Annotated in this window: 15 protein-coding genes; 6 read left to right on the top strand and 9 right to left on the bottom strand. The window is 57.7% G+C overall.

Annotated elements, in window-relative coordinates; all coding sequences use genetic code 11:
• Window positions 1–22 precede the first annotated feature (22 nt).
• From AC2FLE_RS16145 to AC2FLE_RS16115, 7 genes are all read right to left on the bottom strand, one after another.
• A complete protein-coding gene (locus AC2FLE_RS16145; protein WP_496698307.1) occupies window positions 23–838 on the bottom strand; it encodes a PaaX family transcriptional regulator C-terminal domain-containing protein in 816 nt (271 codons plus the stop codon).
• Window positions 839–887: 49 nt separating this feature from the next.
• Window positions 888–2,918 carry a phenylacetic acid degradation bifunctional protein PaaZ gene (gene paaZ / locus AC2FLE_RS16140; RefSeq protein WP_496698305.1) on the bottom strand — a complete coding sequence of 677 codons (2,031 nt, stop codon included), beginning with the start codon at window positions 2,916–2,918 and terminating at the stop codon, window positions 888–890.
• A gap of 105 nt (window positions 2,919–3,023) precedes the next feature.
• Entirely contained in the window at window positions 3,024–4,211 is a 1,188-nt protein-coding gene (locus tag AC2FLE_RS16135) for a cytochrome P450 (RefSeq protein ID WP_496698303.1), read from the bottom strand.
• Entirely contained in the window at window positions 4,211–5,563 is a 1,353-nt protein-coding gene (locus tag AC2FLE_RS16130; RefSeq protein WP_496693796.1) for a TRAP transporter large permease, read from the bottom strand. The genes AC2FLE_RS16135 and AC2FLE_RS16130 overlap by 1 nt, the downstream gene beginning before the upstream one ends.
• Window positions 5,560–6,066, bottom strand: a complete 507-nt coding sequence (locus tag AC2FLE_RS16125) for a TRAP transporter small permease (protein ID WP_496691527.1) — start codon at window positions 6,064–6,066, stop codon at window positions 5,560–5,562. The genes AC2FLE_RS16130 and AC2FLE_RS16125 overlap by 4 nt, the downstream gene beginning before the upstream one ends.
• A 57-nt stretch (window positions 6,067–6,123) precedes the next feature.
• Window positions 6,124–7,143 carry a TRAP transporter substrate-binding protein gene (locus AC2FLE_RS16120; protein ID WP_271949076.1) on the bottom strand — a complete coding sequence of 340 codons (1,020 nt, stop codon included), beginning with the start codon at window positions 7,141–7,143 and terminating at the stop codon, window positions 6,124–6,126.
• A gap of 69 nt (window positions 7,144–7,212) precedes the next feature.
• On the bottom strand, window positions 7,213–9,246 hold the full coding sequence (locus AC2FLE_RS16115) for an FAD-dependent oxidoreductase (RefSeq protein WP_496698300.1): 2,034 nt from the start codon (window positions 9,244–9,246) through the stop codon (window positions 7,213–7,215).
• Window positions 9,247–9,349: 103 nt separating this feature from the next.
• Between AC2FLE_RS16115 and paaG the strand changes: the two genes are divergently transcribed.
• Genes paaG through AC2FLE_RS16095 form a run of 4 tightly spaced genes read left to right on the top strand, consistent with a single transcriptional unit; the run spans window position 9,350 to window position 12,498 of the window.
• A complete protein-coding gene (gene paaG / locus AC2FLE_RS16110; RefSeq protein WP_496698298.1) occupies window positions 9,350–10,135 on the top strand; it encodes a 2-(1,2-epoxy-1,2-dihydrophenyl)acetyl-CoA isomerase PaaG in 786 nt (261 codons plus the stop codon).
• Between the two features lie 2 nt (window positions 10,136–10,137).
• Window positions 10,138–10,563: a hydroxyphenylacetyl-CoA thioesterase PaaI gene (paaI, locus tag AC2FLE_RS16105; RefSeq protein WP_142639944.1), complete on the top strand. Its 426-nt coding sequence runs from the start codon at window positions 10,138–10,140 to the stop codon at window positions 10,561–10,563.
• A 24-nt stretch (window positions 10,564–10,587) separates the two neighbouring features.
• Window positions 10,588–11,898 (top strand): phenylacetate--CoA ligase PaaK, encoded by a 1,311-nt coding sequence (paaK, locus tag AC2FLE_RS16100; RefSeq protein WP_496698296.1) that lies wholly within the window; start codon window positions 10,588–10,590, stop codon window positions 11,896–11,898.
• 3 nt (window positions 11,899–11,901) lie between these two features.
• Window positions 11,902–12,498, top strand: a complete 597-nt coding sequence (locus AC2FLE_RS16095) for a TetR/AcrR family transcriptional regulator (protein ID WP_496698294.1) — start codon at window positions 11,902–11,904, stop codon at window positions 12,496–12,498.
• Between the two features lie 116 nt (window positions 12,499–12,614).
• Here the strand turns inward: AC2FLE_RS16095 and AC2FLE_RS16090 are convergent, their stop codons facing one another.
• Together AC2FLE_RS16090 and AC2FLE_RS16085 are read right to left on the bottom strand one after the other, a co-directional pair.
• Window positions 12,615–14,594 (bottom strand): bifunctional 2',3'-cyclic-nucleotide 2'-phosphodiesterase/3'-nucleotidase, encoded by a 1,980-nt coding sequence (locus AC2FLE_RS16090; RefSeq protein WP_496698292.1) that lies wholly within the window; start codon window positions 14,592–14,594, stop codon window positions 12,615–12,617.
• Between the two features lie 239 nt (window positions 14,595–14,833).
• Window positions 14,834–15,739, bottom strand: coding sequence for a LysR substrate-binding domain-containing protein (locus tag AC2FLE_RS16085; protein ID WP_496698290.1), 906 nt, complete (start codon window positions 15,737–15,739; stop codon window positions 14,834–14,836).
• Between the two features lie 181 nt (window positions 15,740–15,920).
• Here AC2FLE_RS16085 and ugpB point away from each other — a divergent pair, with 181 nt between their 5' ends.
• Both ugpB and ugpA read left to right on the top strand, forming a co-directional pair.
• Window positions 15,921–17,231 carry a sn-glycerol-3-phosphate ABC transporter substrate-binding protein UgpB gene (gene ugpB, locus AC2FLE_RS16080; RefSeq protein ID WP_271949090.1) on the top strand — a complete coding sequence of 437 codons (1,311 nt, stop codon included), beginning with the start codon at window positions 15,921–15,923 and terminating at the stop codon, window positions 17,229–17,231.
• A gap of 57 nt (window positions 17,232–17,288) precedes the next feature.
• Window positions 17,289–18,170 (top strand): sn-glycerol-3-phosphate ABC transporter permease UgpA, encoded by an 882-nt coding sequence (gene ugpA / locus AC2FLE_RS16075; RefSeq protein WP_142639899.1) that lies wholly within the window; start codon window positions 17,289–17,291, stop codon window positions 18,168–18,170.
• Window positions 18,171–18,185 lie beyond the last annotated feature (15 nt).

Raw genomic sequence — 18,185 nt, 5'->3', positions numbered from 1 at the left:
GATAGGTGACGCTAAAGAAAACCTAGCTGTCCAGCTCGGCTTCCAAGGATTCCAAATCAGGGCGCGGCAGTTTTTCCAACAACTGAGATACAGCCGCCCGGCATGCAGGGCCTTTCCAGTCAGCGGGCAGAAACGCTGCAGGAAAGGCGGGATGGCGCAGAACAATACGACGCCAATTATGCACGATCAGGACACGCAGAATGGCCGTCTTCATCGGGTCGCCCGCCCCCTCGGGCGGCATCTCTTGGTCGATGATCTGTGTCGATCTCAAGAACTGATCATAGGCGGCTTTCAACGCCTCTGGCCCGCAGAGATCCCGAAGCCAGCCAGGAACAGAGATAGCGCTGCTTTCCACGCCCATCAGCTCTTCAAGACCCGCCGGAACCTGACCCGGAGCCATCGACGTTGCAGGATTGAGAGAGATGTAGTCCCCGGTCAGCATCAGATCAGCCAATTCTTTGCGCGATGAGTCCGAATTGCTGGCGATAAGTACATGCCAGAGGCCGGGTTCCGGCGTTTCCTTGGCATAGATACGCGGTGCGGCGGTCACACTCTGATGACGGCCAAACGCGGTCAGGCGGTGAAAGCTGCTGCGCCCTTTGCGGGTGCTTTCGATCCAGCCATCCTTGCGCAGCCGATGCAGGGCAACACGCGTGGCTTCGGCCTTGATCCCGGCAAGGCTGGTCAGTGCGGTGATCACCGCACCACTTATCTGATCTGTTTCTTCCTGCGCCAGATCACCGAATATCGTCACCAGCACGGACCACACCCGTTGTGTACCCTCAGAGGTCAGATGGCTAACGCAGGCTTCAAACCAATCGGGGGCTGAATCTTTCATGCAGCAAGTATAATCGGGCCAGATCGAATTACCATCCGGCCCAAGAATCTTAGTAGGCCACCATGGTCAGCAGCTCATATTCGGCCACAGGCTCATCATCCTGTTGGGTCAGGGTGACATGCCAGCGCACCTCGCCATATTCATCATTGCGGCGGGTTTTCTTTTTGACCGTCAGGCGCACCTTGATGCTGTCGCCTGCCTCTACCGGTTTCATAAAGCGCAGGTTATCGAGCCCAGTATTGGCCAGGACCGGCCCCTCGTTCGGTTCCACAAAAAGACCCGCCGCGAAAGACAGCAAAAGATATCCATGCGCGACCCGGCCCGGAAAGAACGGGTTACGCTCAGCTGCGGCCTGATCCATATGGGCATAGAAGGTGTCGCCGGTGAATTCGGCGAAATGTTCAATGTCTTCCATGGTCACGGTCCGCGGTGCGGTGTGGATCGTCTCACCAATGGCCAGATCGTGATAGCGGCGTGTAAATGGATGGGCTGGCGCATTGACCTCGGCTGCACCCGGCACCCATCTCTCGCCAATAGCTGTCAATATGTCCGGCGATCCTTGAATCGCCGTACGTTGCATATAATGCATCACACCGCGCACACCGCCCATTTCCTCGCCACCGCCAGCACGGCCGGGACCGCCATGGACCATATGCGGCAAAGGAGAGCCATGGCCTGTGGATTCTTTCATCGAGTCTCGGTTGTTGAAATAGAGCCGCCCATGATAGGCCCCTGCCCCCATAACAAATTTGCGGGCAACATCAGCATCATGTGTGATGACTGAGGCCACCAGAGACCCCTGCCCTCGGTTCGCCAGCTCAATCGCGTGGTCGGTATCGCGATAGCCCATGATTGTACTGACGGGCCCAAAGGCTTCGGTATCATGCACACGTTGCGAGGCATCGGGATCGCTGCAATGGAACAGCATCGGTGGCATAAAGGCGCCCTTATCTGCATCGGCCCCATCGACCACGAAGTCGTCCGGGTTGCCAAAGACGCACTCGGCCTCGTGCCCTATAATCGCGGCCTTCTCTAAAACATCGCGCTTCTGACTGGCTGAGACCAGCGCACCCATTCGGGTGGTTTCCAGTTTCGGATCCCCGATGGTGGTCTTTGCCAAACGCGCGGACAGCGCCTCAATCACGGCTTGCACATGCGGCTCGGGCGCGATGATCCTGCGGATGGCAGTGCATTTCTGACCCGCCTTGGTGGTCATCTCGCGCTGAACCTCTTTGACGAACAGATCGAATTCGGGCGTTCCCGGCGCGGCATCAGGGCCCAGGACCGAGCAGTTCAAGCTGTCCTGTTCCGCCACGAACCGGACCGAATTTTCCAGGATTACGGGGTTCGCGCGCAGCCTCAGCGCCGTATCCGCCGAGCCGGTAAAGCTGACCACATCCTGCATGGTCAGGCGATCGAGCATGTCGCCCAGCCCGCCTGACACCAGTTGCAATGCACCGTTGGGCAATATGCCCGACTCGAGCATCAGCCGAACGCACAGCTCGGTCACATAGCAGGAATTTGTGGCCGGTTTGACGATGGCCGGAACCCCCGCCAGAAGAGTCGGAGCCAGCTTTTCCAGCATGCCCCAGACCGGAAAGTTGAAAGCGTTGATATGGATCGCAACACCTTTCAACGGGGTGCAGATATGTTGCCCCAGAAAGGTGCCATTTCGCGAAAGCTGCTCGACCTCGCCGTCGAGATAGACATGCCCGTCCGGCATCTCGCGCCGCCCTTTTGAGGCAAAGACGAACATCGTGCCAATACCGCCGTCAATGTCGATCAGATGATCCGCCTGGGTTGCGCCGGTATTGAAGGACAGATCGTACATCGCCTGCTTGTGCTTGCCCAGATGAACAGACAGCGCCTTGAGCATCTTGGCCCGCTGGTGAAACGTCATCTTGCGCAGCGCAGGACCACCAACATTGCGCGCATGATGCAGCATTCCCTGAACGTCCAAGGCGTTGTTTCCGGCTGTTGCGATCACCTCTCCCGTCACCGCGCTTGCGATGTTGCGAGCACCTGCCCCCGGCGCAATCCACTCGCCCGCAGCAAAACTTGAAATCTGTTGGATCGTCATAGGTCTCTCCTTACTCGCGGCAGGGCTAGCGCGTGGGGGTTTGCGATATCTTATTATTAACCGTACGGTCGGTCAATAAATTTCAGAACGAGCAGCGCGGCTAGTTCAAACCTGCGCGGGCAGGTGGGCGAACCCCCGAAACCGGATACGCCCCCCACGCTGAGCACTTTCCGTGATCTGGTAATCAGGGAACTGGTTCAAAAACCGGCTAACGGCAACTCGACCTTCCATCCGGGCCAAGGTCAAACCAACGCAAGTATGCGGTCCGCCCGCAAACGCGTGGTGCTTGTTGGGACGGCGATCCAACATCATGTCATCGGGGTAATCAAACTGTCGCGGATCGCGGTTGGCCGCGCCTATGCAAAGATGCAGATCGGTTCCTGCTGGAATGACATGTCCGTGAAATTCCACCTCTTCAGTGGTCAGGCGATTGCCGAACTGGTTCGGGCTTTCCAGACGCAGAAACTCGTCAACTGCCGTGGAAATCAGGTCTGGATTAACCAACAGCTCGGTCCGCTTATCCCTGTGGCGGTCCAACAGATCCAAAGCGTTGCCTATCAGGTTTGTCGTGGTCTCATGCCCGGCATTCAGAATGAAGATGCAATTCTGGTACAGTTCAACCTCGGTCAGGCCGCCCTCGGTGTCATCCTGTATCAACCTGGTCAAAACATCGGTCTCCGGGTTGCCCGGGTTGGCCCTGCGGTCGTCGATGATATCGCGCAGAAAGGCTTTGAACTCGCGGACTGCGCGGTTGCCCCAATCTTCCTGCTCGGGCGTCAGCTGCGGTTCCAACGCCCCGAGAATGGCCAAGGACCACTCACGCAACGGCTCACGCTCGGACCGAGGGATGCCCAGCAGGTTGCCGATGATCTCGATCGGGATCGCCCCGGCAAAATCCTCGATCAACTCAACTGTGCCCTTGGCCTGCATTTGATCCAACAGCCCGTCGACAAGTTCGATCAGACCCGGCTCCATCTGCGCCAAAGCGCGCGGGTTCATCGCGCCCACCATCACCTTGCGGACACGCGAGTGCAGGGGCGGATCATTGAACACAAGACTGGTGGTGTGATGTTCAAACAATGGGCTATCCACCCCGTATTTGGGGCCAAACACGGCCTTCTTGTCCGAAATGAATCGCGTTGTGTTCCGATAGATGATGTCCAGATCCTGATGTCGTGACAGGATCACCGACCCATCGGGTTGCAGGCAGACGGGCGTATCTTCACGCAGCGCCCAATAGGTAGGATAGGGATCATCGTGGAACCCGTCAGGCAGCTTGGTCAGCGCAAACATCAGTGGCCCATCGCCCCCATCTGTTCCGGCAGAACCAGCACAAGCCAGGGCACCAGAACGATCAGGGCCAGCCGAAAGATATCTGCGATCCAAAACGGAGTTACCCCTCTGAAGATCGTCCCAGTCGACACATCCCCGACCACACCCTTCAGAATGAACACGTTCAGCCCCACGGGCGGGGTGATCAGGCTGATTTCGGTGACGACGACCACAACAATGCCGAACCAGATCGGGTCATATCCCAGCGATGTGACCAGAGGGAAAAAGATCGGCACGGTCAGCAGTAGCATCGACAGGGATTCAAAAACACACCCCAAAATGATGTAGATGCCAAGGATCATCAGGATCACCACAAAGGGCGCAACGTCATACGCTGTAACCATGGCGATCAGCGCTTCGGGCAAACCGGCGAGGTTGATGAAGTTCGAAAATATCTGCGCCCCGATCAGGACCGAGAACAGGGCCGCAGCGGTCGCGGTGGTTTCCTTCAAAACCTCGAATGTTGAACCCAGGCTAAGCCCGCCACGCGACAAAGCAATCAAAAAGGCGCCCATGGCCCCCATCCCTGCCGCCTCGGTCGGGCTGAAGGTCAGGTTCAGCGGTTGAAAATCGAAGGCACCATAAAGCCCGCCAATGACCAGAAAGAACAGCAGCAACACGGCCCAGACCGAGCGCAAGGCCCTCAGGCGCTCGACCCAACCGTGGCGTTCGCCTGCCGGTCCCGCCTCTGGTTTGCGCCAGACGGTCCAGCGCACCGCGAAAAGATAAAACAGAATGCCAAGCACACCGGGGATAATGCCCGCAACAAACAGTTTGCCAATCGAGGTTTCCGTCAGCAGGCCATATATAACCAGGATCACCGAGGGCGGGATCAGGATGCCAAGCGTGCCACCCGCTGCAATCGACGCAGTCGAAAGCTCATCCGCATAGCCATACCGGCGCATTTCTGGCATCGCGACCTTGGACATGGTGGCCGCGGTCGCCAGAGACGACCCGCAAATTGCCGAGAACCCGCCGCAGGCTGCGACAGTCGCCATGGCGATGCCGCCCCGGAAATGGCCAAGAAATGCGTTGGATACCGCATAGAGCTCGCGCGCGAGCCCGCCTTTGTTCACGAACAGGCCCATCAGGATGAACAGAGGCACCACCGACAATCCGTAATCCTGTGCCGTATCGGTGATCTGCCGACCCACCATCGACATCGCCGCCTTCAAGCCGCGCTCCGAAAAGATGCTGCCGCCACGTTCGTAGGCGAACCCAAGCGTACCAACCAGACCCATCGCGAAGACGATAGGCAGACGCACCAGTACAAGCACCAGAACAAGGGCAAAACCGATAAGTGCGGCGGTCATTGAGAGGTCTCCGACAAGGATTGGGGGGAGAAGATAGTAATTAGGCCCGTGACAATCATCGCCATGGCCGTGATCGCAGTGAACCCAGCGATGAACCAGCCGACATAGAATACCGGGATCGACAGGTATTCAGTCACATCGCCATAGTCCCGTGCGCGCTCGGCAAGAATCCAGACGCGTTTGATCGGCCAGATGAGCATCACGCCCGACACAATATATACAACAGCGTCACGCGCTCGGCTCAGCCGCAAGCGGGAAAATACTCCGTCCGTAAGGTCGACGGCGATCTGACCCTTTCCGGCTGAGATCATCGGCAGAACCGAAAACACCATGATCGCCATGAGAATACGTGTCAGCTCAGTCGCCGCCTCAATCGGGGCGTTGAAGACAGACCGCAGGATGACGTCAAAAAAGGTCATCACCATCAGGATGAACAGCGCGATACAGGCCAGCAGCGTCGGAGCGATGCTGACGCGACGCGCAAAAGTCACGAGAGATTGCATGATTGGGTCCCGGCTGGTGAATTTGGCTGGCGAAGAGACCCCGCCAGCCGGACTGCGTTATTGGGCAGCCATTTCATTTACGATCATGTCATAGGCCGCCTGTGCGTCAACACCGGTGCCGTTAACCTCGTCAATCACCTTGGCGCGGACATCAACGGCGATCGCGTTGAACTTTTCCAGATCTTCCGCCGAGGCCGCGTTGATTGCGTTGCCCTCAGTGGCTTCGGTCGCCTCGCGGCCGATCCCGTCGATCTCGTCCCAGATCTTGCCGATTTCGCGGCTCAGCGGTTCACCGAACACATTCTCCTCCAGCGCCTGCTGCAGCTCAGGGGGCAGGTCGGCAAACGTTTCTTCGTTCATGATAAAGGCGAACGACCCGCGATACAGACCGCCCGGAACCTCGTAAACGTTCTGGGCAACCTCGGTCAGCTTAAAACCCTTGCGGGACTCAAACGGCATGACAACGCCATCGGCTGCTTTCGAAGCAAGGGTCTCATAGACTTTCGGTGCAGGCACCTGGATGCCGGTCGCGCCAAGCGCTGTGCCGACGTCACCGCCGACCCCACCCGGGATACGGACCTTGAGGCCCGACACTTCATCCAGCGTGGTCACCGCGCTGCTGGAATGCAGCTGCGCCGGACCATGCGTATGCAGGGCGATCACTTTCACGCCGCGATGCTCGTCCGCGGCCTTGAGATGCGCGTCATAGGTGCGCCAATATGCAACCGATGCGGCCTCTGCCGAGCCTTCATATCCGGGCAGTTCTATCATCTTTGTGGTGACAAAGCGCCCCGGCTGGTAGCCGTGGAAAATGATCGAGGCATCCGCCGCGCCATCCATGATCAGGTCCATCTGTGCTGGTGGTGGCGCGATCCCCAACTTCAGTTCGGCGGTGACCTGACCGTCTGTGGCCTCTTCAACCATTTCCACGAATTTTGGCCACATCTTCGCGTTGATACCGTGGGTCGGCGGCGCCCAGCTGGATATGGTCAGCGTATAATCTGCGGCCAGCGCCACGGTGCCCGAAACGGCCAAGGCGGCTGAGGCCAATAGCGTGCTCAAACTGTTGAATTTCATGGTTTTGTCTCCTCCCTCTGAAACATACATTGAATCTGCGTTAATAGTCCGTTTTGTAACCATCAATAGTCATGGTGATGTGGTCTGCCCCGCAATCCTCCAAGACCCGGGGCTTTCAGAGGCGACGGTCTCCATTATTCCCCGCGACAGCTGCGCCCCAATTTCATCCCGATAGTTCATCGGCCCCCCGCGCCAGCGCGGGAATCCGTAGCCATGGATCTGGACCATATCCACGGCCATCGCGTTTTCGGCGATACCCTCTTCGATGATCAATGCGCCCTCATTCGCAAGTACCGCCATCAAACGGGACGAAATCTCGGTGCTCGTAAACGCGCGCCGGGTGATGCCATGTTCAGCCGAGTTGGCTTCGATCAAAGCCTCGACCTGTGTATCACGGATCGGCGTACGGTCGCCGTCATCATAACGATACCAGCCTTTTCTGGACCGCTGCCCGAAACGCTCCATCTCGCAAAGCTGGTCGGCCACAGAAACATAGCGCTCATCCGGTGGGCGTGTTGCAGCATTGCGCTTGCGATTGGCCCATGAAATCTGAAGACCGGTCAGATCCTGCAATTCGTACGGACCCATGGGCATACCAAAGTCGCGCATGGCCTGATCCACTTGATAAGGCAGCGCACCATCTGCCAGAAGATAATCAGCCTCGCGCCGATAGGCGGCCAGCATGCGATTGCCGATAAAGCCATCGCAAATGCCCGATAGGACCGCCACTTTGCCCAGCTTTTTGCCAAACGCAAATCCGGTGGCGATGACCTCTGGGTCCGAATGCCCGGAATGTACGATTTCAAGCAGTTTCATGACATGGGCTGGGCTGAAGAAATGTAGACCTATACAGCGGGCCGGACTGTCGATACCGGCGAAAATCTGGTTTGGATCCAGATAAGATGTGTTGGTGGCAAGAATTGCGTTTGTGTCCATATGCCGGGCGAGTTCCGCGAAAACCTGCTGTTTGACAGATATGTCCTCGAACACCGCCTCAATGGCCAGTTGCGCATCCCGTGCGTCGGCATAGCTGTCAACGGCGCGAAAGGCGCTCAGGCGGCTCTGCATCTGCGCCTCAGTCAGCTTTCCCCGTTTGGCAGCGCCTTCGAGCAGACCCTTAACACGCCCCAAGGCCGCCGCAGCGGCTTCGGCGTTCTGCTCAATCAACGTGACAGAAAACCCCCCATTCAGGGCGGCGGTTGCAATCCCGGCCCCCATCAGACCGCCGCCGACCACCGCGATACGGCTGATGTCGCGCGGGGTTACGCCTCTGATCAAAGAAGGTTTGGACACGCTCCGTTCGGCAAAGAAAGCATGGCGAAGGGCCCTGCTTTCGGCACCTTGGCGCAGGGCCAAATGGCGGGCGCGCTCTTTTGACAGGGCTTCGGCAAAGGGTTCGGTTGCCCACCCCAATGCCGTCAGATTTTCCAGCGGAGACTGCTGACCCTTTGACCGTTTCAAAAGTTCCGTGCGCGAAACCTCTATCAGGTCCGGTGCAAAGCTGGTGAGGCTACGCTGACTGACTGGCACTGGTCGCTGCGGCAGGTTGGCCACAAAGGCCTGAACGGCAGCCTCAGGCTGTTCAGTGACAAGATCAAGGCCACCCAGCCCTAGTAACGTTTCTGCAGTCAGGATTTTGCCCCGGCAGGCCATGTCAATCGCTGCCTCCATCCCCACAAGACGGGGAATACGCTGGGTGCCCCCTGCCCCGGGGATAAGACCCACATTGACCTCTGGCAGACCAAATCTGGTGCCCGGCGCGGCAATGCGCCAAGCGCAAGCCATGGCAATCTCGAACCCGCCGCCCAGAACAGTACCGTGCATGCAGGCGATAAAGGGAACTTCACTGTCTTCGATCATCTGTACTACGTCAGGCAGATGTGGCTCAACCGGTGGGGCGTCGAACTCTGACATATCGCCACCGGCAACAAAGGTTTTGCCCGCACATCGCAGGACAGCCACGCGCGCGCCTTTGATGGCACCTACCGCGTCGGCCAACCCCTGACGCACCGCAGCGGATGTCGCGTTCACTGGCGGATTGTTGATCGTTACCCAGGCAACGTCACCCTTCCGCTCAACGCTCACCACCGGCGATTTTGCCATAACCCATCCCTTTGATTTGCTCAGATTCGGCTTGCGTTTATATATTGACCAACCGTTCGGTTAATGCAATCATAAAGTTGAAACGATACCGGCCGAGGCAGTGATGAGCGATACGATTCTTGTAGAAAATCACGGGAACTGGGTCGAGATTACATTGAACCGTCCGGACAAGCTGAATTCGTTCAACGAAGACATGCATCATGCGCTTCAGGCTACCTTGAATTCCGCGCGCGATACAGGCGCGCGGGCAGTGCTGCTGACGGGCGCCGGGCGTGGCTTTTGTGCCGGCCAGGACCTTGGCGACCGCAATCCGTCAAATATGGACGGGCCGCCGGATCTGGGCAAAACCGTCCGCAGTTTCTATGCCCCCCTCGTGCGTCTGATCCGGTCGTTGGACTGCCCTGTCATCTGCGCCGTGAATGGCGTCGCTGCCGGCGCCGGGGCCAATCTGGCACTGGCCTGCGACATGGTTCTGGCAGCGGAAAGCGCGAAATTCATCCAGAGCTTTTCCAAGGTCGGCCTGATCCCAGACACTGGCGGCAGCTGGCACCTGCCCCGCCTTTTGGGCGAGGCGCGCGCCAAAGGGCTGGCCTTTACCGCACAGCCGCTGCCCGCCAAACAGGCCGAAGACTGGGGCCTGATCTGGAAAGCCATACCCGACGATCAGCTATTGGCAGAGGCTCGTACGCTGGCTGATCAACTGGCCAATGGCCCGACCCTTGGGTTGGGCAAGACCAAACACTGTATCCAAGCAGCGGCGACGACCTCTTTGTCTGATCATCTGGAACTCGAGGCTGATGCAATGAAAATCTGCGGCGAAAGCGCGGATTATGCCGAGGGCGTGTCCAGCTTTCTTGAAAAGCGCGCGCCCAATTTTCAGGGTAAATGACGATGACACCAAAGGAACGTGCCAGCAAATCAGCCGCTGCGATGTGGGCGAGTGACGAAGCCAGCAAATGGTTTGGCATGGAGCTTGTCGAGGTGGACGAAGGCTGCGCAGTTCTGGCGCTGACTGTCGTTGCGCATCACTGTAATGGGCACGGCATGTGCCATGGCGGCGTGACCCATGCCCTGGCCGACAGCGCATTCGCCTTTGCCTGCAACAGCCGTAATCACGCGACCGTTGGCCAGCACACGATGATGAGCTATCTCGCCCCCGGCAAGCTGGGGGATCGCCTGACGGCCACCGCAACCGAGGTCTCGGTTACGGGTCGCAGCGGCATCTATGACGTGCGCGTCACCAATCAAGACAGCAACGTGGTCGCCGAATTCCGCGGCATGTCCCGCGCGATTGGTGGCACGAATTTTCAAGAATAGCTTCGCGACCGAAGGAGTAACGCGATGGAGGACCTGTCCCCTAACAAAGCTGACCTGGACCCGATCGAGATCGCCTCGGTTGACGAAATCCGCACCACCCAGTTGGAGCGTCTGAAATGGTCCCTGCGTCACGCTTACGAAAACGTGCCGATATACACCCAGCGCTTCGACGATGCCGGCGTGCATCCAGATGACCTGCAACAGTTATCTGACCTTTCGAAATTTCCCTTCACCTACAAGAACGACCTGCGTGACAACTACCCGTTCGGCATGTTCGCCGTGCCGCGCAGCCAACTGGTTCGGCTGCATGCCTCATCCGGGACAACCGGCAAGCCAACTGTTGTGGGCTATACCAAAGGCGATATCGACAACTGGGCCGATCTGGGTGCTCGGTCGCTGCGGGCCGCAGGTCTGCGCAAGGGCGATATCGTGCATAACGCTTATGGCTATGGCCTGTTCACCGGGGGTCTGGGCGCGCATTACGGCATCGAACGTCTAGAGGCGACCGTGGTTCCGATGGGTGGCGGGCAAACCGAAAAACAGGTTGGTTTGATCACAGATTTTCAACCCGATGGGATCATGGTGACCCCATCCTACATGCTCAACATCCTCGAACAATTCCATAAGGTGGGCCTTGATCCGCGCGAAAGCTCTCTGCAGGTTGGTATCTTCGGCGCGGAGCCCTGGACCGACGCGATGCGCTCGGAAATCGAGGCTGCATTCGACATGCATGCGGTCGACATCTATGGCCTGTCGGAGATCATGGGGCCCGGCGTTGCCAGCGAATGCGTCGAAACCAAGGATGGCCCTGTGATCTGGGAAGATCACTTTCTGCCAGAAATCATCGACCCCGCCACCGGCGAAGTACTGCCCGACGGTGAAACTGGTGAGCTGGTCTTTACCACCCTGACCAAAGAAGGGCTGCCGATGATCCGCTATCGCACGCGCGATCTTACCTGCCTGCTGCCCGGAACGGCCCGTTCCATGCGTCGCATGGCCAAGATCACCGGCCGCAGCGACGACATGATGATCCTGCGCGGCGTCAATGTCTTTCCCAGCCAAATCGAGGAACAGGTCATGGCGACCGGAGGCCTTGCGCCTTATTACCAGGTCGAGCTGTATAAATCCGGCCGGATGGATGCCATGCGGGTCTTTGTCGAAGCCTCTCAGGGATCTACCGATGAAATGTCCAAGACGGCGGCCGCCCGGATGCTGACCAAACGCATCAAGGACATCGTTGGAGTTTCAACTGAAATTGTTGTAGGTGAGCCGGGCGACGTCGAACGCTCTCAGGGCAAGGCGAAGCGCGTCATCGACAACCGCGATAAGGATTAAGCCTTGGCCCGGACAATCGCAAAAGACCACGACCAAAAGCGGGAACAAATCCTGAAAACGGCAGCCAAAGTATTTGCCGACCAGGGGTTTGATCGCGCTTCGATGACCCTTTTGGCCAATGAGTGCGGAATCTCCAAGGCTAACATTTACCACTATTACGACAGTAAGGATGCCATCCTGTATGACATCCTCGAAACCTATCTGCGCGAGCTGCGCGACCGCATTTGCGAGGTCGATCTGACGGGTCTTACACCCGAGCAAAAGCTGCGAAAGACCGTTCGTGAGATCCTGTTCGCTTATCAGGGTGCGGATGATGAACACCGAGTGCAGATCAGCGGCATGAACGCCCTGCGCGACGATCAGCAAAAGCTCTTACGAGGGTATCAGCTGGATCTAGTGAATTTCGTCCGGGATATCCTGAAAGACCTGTCTCCGGACTCGTTTGGCGATGACAAGGACAAGCTGCGCGGTGCGACGATGTCAGTTTTTGGCATGCTGAACTGGTATTACATGTGGAACACCGGCGCAGGCACCAAAGCACGTGAGGATTACGCTGATCTGGTCAGCACGCTCACCGTTCACGGAATACGCAAACTCTAGACCCAAGACGGTCCGCTTCGCAGGACAGTTGCCTGACAGAATAATTTTGGCTCACCCCCCAATTCCGATCCATACCATTGGGTCAGAAATAGGGGGATAAGCCTGCTTTCGATCTGTTACAGCTGGATGCGGAAGGCCGCAAAGCCATCTGCGCCCTCACCGGCATCCTCGATCAAAACACCTTTGACGTCACTCATATAGTCACGCGCCTTCGGGCCTGTTTCGAACAGGACCGTGGTGCCGTCCAGCGGCGCAAACGACCAGTTGGCATCTGCTTTGGGGTCAATCGTGCCCTGTTCGACGATATAGCGGACAATCACGTCGCGGTTGGTGTCCGGCGCCTCGAACACAACCGTGTCGCCCATCGCGCCGGGGAAAGATCCGCCACCGGACGCTCGGTAATTGTTGGTGGCGATAATGAACTCCATGTCATCCGTGACCGGAGAACCATTGAAGGCAAGGTCCACGATCCGGGCCGCGCCAGGGTTGACCTCTTCACCCTTGGGTCCAAACCGCGATGGCTGGGACAGGTCGATCTGATAGGTGACGCCGTCCATCACGTCGAAATTATAGGACGGAAACTCTGGGTTCAGCAGGACCGCGTCGCTTGCGCCCGGTTCGACCTGATTAAACATTCCGGCAGACCTCTCCAGCCAACCTCGGACCTGCGCTCCGTTCACCCGTACGGCGCGCACGGTGTTGGGATAAAGGTAAAGGTCGGCCACGTTTTTGATGGCAACGTCACCCACCGGGACATCGGTGTAATATTCCGGGCCACCACGACCGCCGGCCTTGAAAGGCGCCGCGGCTGACAGAATGGGCAGGCCTTCATGTTCCGTGCCCATCATCATTTCTTCGACGTACCATTTCTGCGCTATCGACACGATCTGTACAGATGGATCATCCGCTACCAGCGCAAAATAGCTGTGCAGCGGGGCCGACGTCTTGCCGACCGCACGGCGCACATAGGCTAGTGTTTCGTCGTGATCTTTCGCGACCGAGGCCAGCACGGCCTGATTATCCTCGACCAGCGCCGTGATCGAGCGATCTTCGTTGCGAACCGAAATCGGACGCGCCTCAGACGTTGTGGTCACCACACGCCACTCGTTACCATCGCGCTCCAGCAGCAAGTCCAGAAGGCCAAGATGTGATCCCCAGAACCCGCCCATGACGGCGGGTTTGCCCATCAACGTCCCTTTTGCAACGTCAATACCGGGACGGTCGGCAAATGTCTCGGACGGGAAAACAAGGTGGTTGTGACCGGTCACCAGCGCGTCAATCCCGTCAACACCGGCCAGCACGACCGAGGCGTTTTCCATACCGTCGGAATGGTCGGCATCGCCAATCCCCGAATGCGAAAGCGCGATGATCAAGTCGCAGCCCTGCTCTTGCATCTCGGGCACATAGGCCTGCGCTGTCTCGACAATGTCGCGGGCCTGCACGTTGCCTTCGAGATGCTTGCGGTCCCAGTTCATGACCTGCGGCGGTGTAAACCCAATGACGCCGACCTTGATCGGGTGTTTGCTGCCACCGCCCATTTCAATCTCGCGGTCGAGAATCGCATAGGGTTTGACCAGCGTTTTATCCTCACGCGGGTTTGCCCCCTGTTCCTTTGCTACATTGGCCAGAACAACCGGGAAATCCGCGCCAGCAAGCGCCTTTTCCAAAAAGTCCAAACCGTAGTTGAATTCGTGATTGCCCAATGTGGCGGCGTCATAACCGACTGTGTTGAAGGCGGTGATAATCGGGTGGCTGTCGCCCTCTTTCATCCCGCGCTCATAGGCGATGTAATCGCCCATTGGGTTGCCCTGCAGAAAGTCTCCGTTATCGACCAGCAGAGAATTCGTCGCCTCGGACCGGATGCCGTTGATGATCGAAGCGGTGCGGGACAGGCCTACCGTGTCGCGAGGCTTGTCGGCGTAATAATCATAAGGGAAGACATGCACATGAATGTCCGTCGTCTCCATTATCCGTAAATGCGCCTGATTATTGGCAGCCGCCGCAGAAAAAGGATGAAGTGTAATGGCCGCGGCGCTGGCGGTAGTGGTCGCAAGGAACTGACGGCGGGACATCAAGCTGGGGTTGGAAAATGGCATGTGACACCTTTCATTTTCGTTTGTCGACGCGACTTGTGCAGGCCCTGCGAAACAGTGGTGTGACACTGGCTGGCAGGTCCTGCCACGCGTCGAACTGGGCATGAACCAAGTCAGTTTGCCCACAAGTTTCAGGGCGCGTAAAGCAATCCCGGGGTCTCAATTCGATTTTTGTAAAATCTTGCCAATGCCCAAAGCCGCGTTCAGGCAATCAATCGGGCAACGCTTTCGGCTGTATCCAGCTAAGGATCGGCGATGAAAGGTCCAAGGCTGTCGCTGAACTGTTCTATGAATTCCAGCGTGACCAGCGATGGTTGCTTCAAAACCGGTCGCACCAGCGACAGCGTATGAGGCAGAAATGGCCTGAAAGGCCGATAGCTCAACCCCCTGTTCTGATATTGTACTGCGTCCAGTTCGCTAACGACAGACACCCCAACGCCCTTCACCACCAATTCGCAAGCGGCCGTGAATTGCCGAACCTCGATATGCGAGTTCAGTTCGACATTCGAGTTTTGAAATGCACGCGACAGGCGCGCGAAAAAGTCGCTGTCGCGCCGGGTGTGGATGATCTTCTGATCGACAATATCTGCCGGTGTCACGGTCGAAAGGTCTTCCAGCGCATGGCTTGCGGGAAAGACGCAAACTGTGCGGATATCAATATGGGTGCTTTCGACAGCCGGGTGGCCATTAAACCCATCTGTGATTCCGAAATCATATTGCTCGCCGATCATCCACTCCAGGATGCGCTCGGGCCGATCCGGCTCTATCGTCATGGTGACGCCAGGCCGGTCGCTCAGAAATCCGGCAACAACATCTGGTAAGTGACTGGTGGCGAAGCCAGGAAGGCAGGCGACGCGAATATGCCCGGCTTTGCGTTGCGTGATGTCCTGACTCACATCCGAGATCTGCCGCATCAGTTCCAGCACGCGCTCTACGCTGGGTTGCAGATAGCGAACTTCCTGCGTTGGGACCAATCGACCTTCGCGGCGGTCGAACAGTTGAAACCCAAGCGATTTTTCCAAGTCTGAAAGCAACCTGCTGACCGCAGGCTGGCTGACACCCAGATCGGATGCGGCAGCCGTGACCGAGCCATTAACGGTCACCGCCATAAGTGCCTCAAGCTGCCTAATTCTCAGGGTTTGGCTCATGGAGCGTCCTGTTTTTGCTGCAAACCTCGGTCAGTTCATAACATCGTATTATATTTTTTGCCAGAAAATCAGGCTTGAATTATATTTCTGTAACGTTAACGTCGTGAAATCGTCATGTGTGCCGATTACGCGTAGCGCTCGGTATTCAACGAAGCATCGCCTTTGATGCATGGGAGGAATCATGAAAACGAAATTGCTTGGCGCTCTTGCCGTATCAACAGCCTTGTCCCCGATCGCGGCAATGGCGCAAACCGAAGTTCAGTTCTGGCATGCCTTTACCGGCCGCCTGGGTGAGCTTGTGAAAGCTCAGGTTGAAGAATTCAACGCCAGCCAGGATGAATATGTCGTGGTTGAAAGCCACAAGGGCAACTATTCGGAAACCCTGAATGCAGGCATCGCCGCCTTCCGCGCCGGTGAACAACCGCAGATCCTGATGGTCTTTGAGGTTGGCACCGCAACTATGATGTCGGCCCAGGGCGCGATCAAACCGGTCTATGAGGTAATGGCCGAAAGCGGTGCGTCATTTGATCCGGACGCCTATATCGGCTCGGTCAAAGGGTATTATACGACCACAGATGGCGACATGCTGTCCCTGCCCTTCAACTCTTCCACGCCGGTTCTTTGGGTCAATCGCAACGCGTTCGAAGCGGCGGGCGTTGATCCTGACACCGATCTGTCGACCTGGGAAAAGGTCGGGGAAACGCTGGAGCAGCTCAAGGCCGGTGGTGAAGATTGCCCGTTGGTCACTGCATGGCAAAGCTGGATTCATCTTGAGAACCTGTCAGCCTATCACGACGTCCCCTTCGCCTCGCAGGATAACGGCTTTGCCGGTCTGGATACCGAGCTGATGCTGAACGGTCCGGCCCAGGTTGCGCACCTGACCGCGATGGGTGACTGGGCCAAGGACGGCAAGTTCATCTACACGGGCCGCCGCAACGAAGGTGGCGCGAACTTCCGGTCCGGCGAATGCGCCCTGTTCACCGAAAGCTCGGCGGGATACGCCGGGATCAAAGCCGAAGCCGAGTTTGATTTCGACGTGCGCCCGCTGCCCTATTGGGAAGCTGTCACGGCCGAGCCGCAGAACACCATCATCGGTGGTGCCTCACTGTGGGTCATGGAAGGTCATGAGGCCGATGAATACAAAGGCGTCGGCGAATTCCTCAGCTTCCTGTCCTCGTCTGACGTTCAGGCAGCCTGGCACCAGAACACCGGCTATCTGCCTATCACCACCGAGGCGGGCGAAGCGACCCGAGCGTCTGGTTTCTATGACGAAAACCCAGGCACCGACATCGCCGTCATCCAGATGACCGCGAAAGAGCCGACGGCAAACTCGAAAGGTCTGCGTCTGGGATCATTCGACCAGATCCGTGGCATCATCGACGAAGAGCTTGAGGCCATCTGGGCTGGTGAAAAGACCGCCCAAGAGGCGATGGACAGTGCGAAGGAACGCGGCGACGCGCTGCTGCGCCGGTTCGAATCCGCCAATCAATAAGTCGTAATCTGATGCGGGCCTCGTTGGGCCCGCATTCTACTCTGGTGGGCCAATAGAATGGAAAAACGCGTCATTTTTCGCGGCTGGCTGCTGCCGCTTGCGCTGATCGCCCCGCAGGTCATCATTTCCGCCGTCTTCTTTTTCTATCCTGCTGGTCAGGCCGTATGGCAATCGTTGTTCATTCCCGACCCGTTCGGGTTGTCATCTCAGTTCGTGGGCTTGGGCAATTTCGAATTCCTGCTGAGCGATAAATACTACCGCGCCTCATTCGTGACGACGGCGGTGTTTTCTACGCTTGTGACCCTGTGCTCGATGATCCCGGCCTTGTTCCTGGCAGTCATCGCAGATCGACTGATCAAGGGCTCGGGCGTGTATCGGACCTTGTTGATCTGGCCCTACGCCGTTGCCCCCGCGGTGGCGGGTGTGCTGTGGCTGTTCATGTTCAACACCCGCGTTGGTGTGGTCGCATGGTATCTGGGCCAGCTCGGCTATGACTGGAACCACGTCCTGAACGATGCCGAGGCCATGGGGCTGGTCGTTGTCGCCTCGGCCTGGGGGCGCATCAGCTATAACTTTCTGTTCTTCTTTGCGGCGCTGCAATCCGTGCCCCGCTCGGTCATCGAAGCAGCGGCGATTGATGGGGCCCATTTTTGGCGCCGGTTCTTTACCATCGTACTGCCGCTTTTGTCGCCGACCGCGTTCTTCCTGCTGGTCGTGAACATTGTCTATGCCTTCTTTGAAACTTTCGGCGTGATCCACACGATCACCGGAGGGGGTCCGCAACAAGCCACAACTATCCTGGTCTACAAAGTCTTTTCCGATGGGTTTGTGGGCCAAGATCTGGGGTCGTCTTCGGCCCAATCGGTCATCCTGCTGGTGGTTGTCGGCCTGCTGACAGTGATCCAGTTCAAATACGTTGAGAAGAGGGTGCATTACTGATGGCGGCCCAACAAC

Source organism: Ruegeria sp. CDSA077 (assembly GCF_059612265.1).
The sequence above is the reverse complement of the archived record's forward strand: the minus strand, read 5'-3'. Positions and strand labels throughout refer to the sequence as shown.

Bases quoted from the DNA above. Each gene is read 5' to 3' on its own strand.
- AC2FLE_RS16145 (WP_496698307.1), bottom strand. From the start codon at position 838: ATGAAAGATTCAGCCCCCGATTGGTTTGAAGCCTGCGTTAGCCATCTG.
- paaZ (WP_496698305.1), bottom strand. From the start codon at position 2,918: ATGACGATCCAACAGATTTCAAGTTTTGCTGCGGGCGAGTGGATTGCG.
- AC2FLE_RS16135 (WP_496698303.1), bottom strand. From the start codon at position 4,211: ATGTTTGCGCTGACCAAGCTGCCTGACGGGTTCCACGATGATCCCTAT.
- AC2FLE_RS16130 (WP_496693796.1), bottom strand. From the start codon at position 5,563: ATGACCGCCGCACTTATCGGTTTTGCCCTTGTTCTGGTGCTTGTACTG.
- AC2FLE_RS16125 (WP_496691527.1), bottom strand. From the start codon at position 6,066: ATGCAATCTCTCGTGACTTTTGCGCGTCGCGTCAGCATCGCTCCGACG.
- AC2FLE_RS16120 (WP_271949076.1), bottom strand. From the start codon at position 7,143: ATGAAATTCAACAGTTTGAGCACGCTATTGGCCTCAGCCGCCTTGGCC.
- AC2FLE_RS16115 (WP_496698300.1), bottom strand. From the start codon at position 9,246: ATGGCAAAATCGCCGGTGGTGAGCGTTGAGCGGAAGGGTGACGTTGCC.
- paaG (WP_496698298.1), top strand. From the start codon at position 9,350: ATGAGCGATACGATTCTTGTAGAAAATCACGGGAACTGGGTCGAGATT.
- paaI (WP_142639944.1), top strand. From the start codon at position 10,138: ATGACACCAAAGGAACGTGCCAGCAAATCAGCCGCTGCGATGTGGGCG.
- paaK (WP_496698296.1), top strand. From the start codon at position 10,588: ATGGAGGACCTGTCCCCTAACAAAGCTGACCTGGACCCGATCGAGATC.
- AC2FLE_RS16090 (WP_496698292.1), bottom strand. From the start codon at position 14,594: ATGCCATTTTCCAACCCCAGCTTGATGTCCCGCCGTCAGTTCCTTGCG.
- AC2FLE_RS16085 (WP_496698290.1), bottom strand. From the start codon at position 15,739: ATGAGCCAAACCCTGAGAATTAGGCAGCTTGAGGCACTTATGGCGGTG.
- ugpB (WP_271949090.1), top strand. From the start codon at position 15,921: ATGAAAACGAAATTGCTTGGCGCTCTTGCCGTATCAACAGCCTTGTCC.
- ugpA (WP_142639899.1), top strand. From the start codon at position 17,289: ATGGAAAAACGCGTCATTTTTCGCGGCTGGCTGCTGCCGCTTGCGCTG.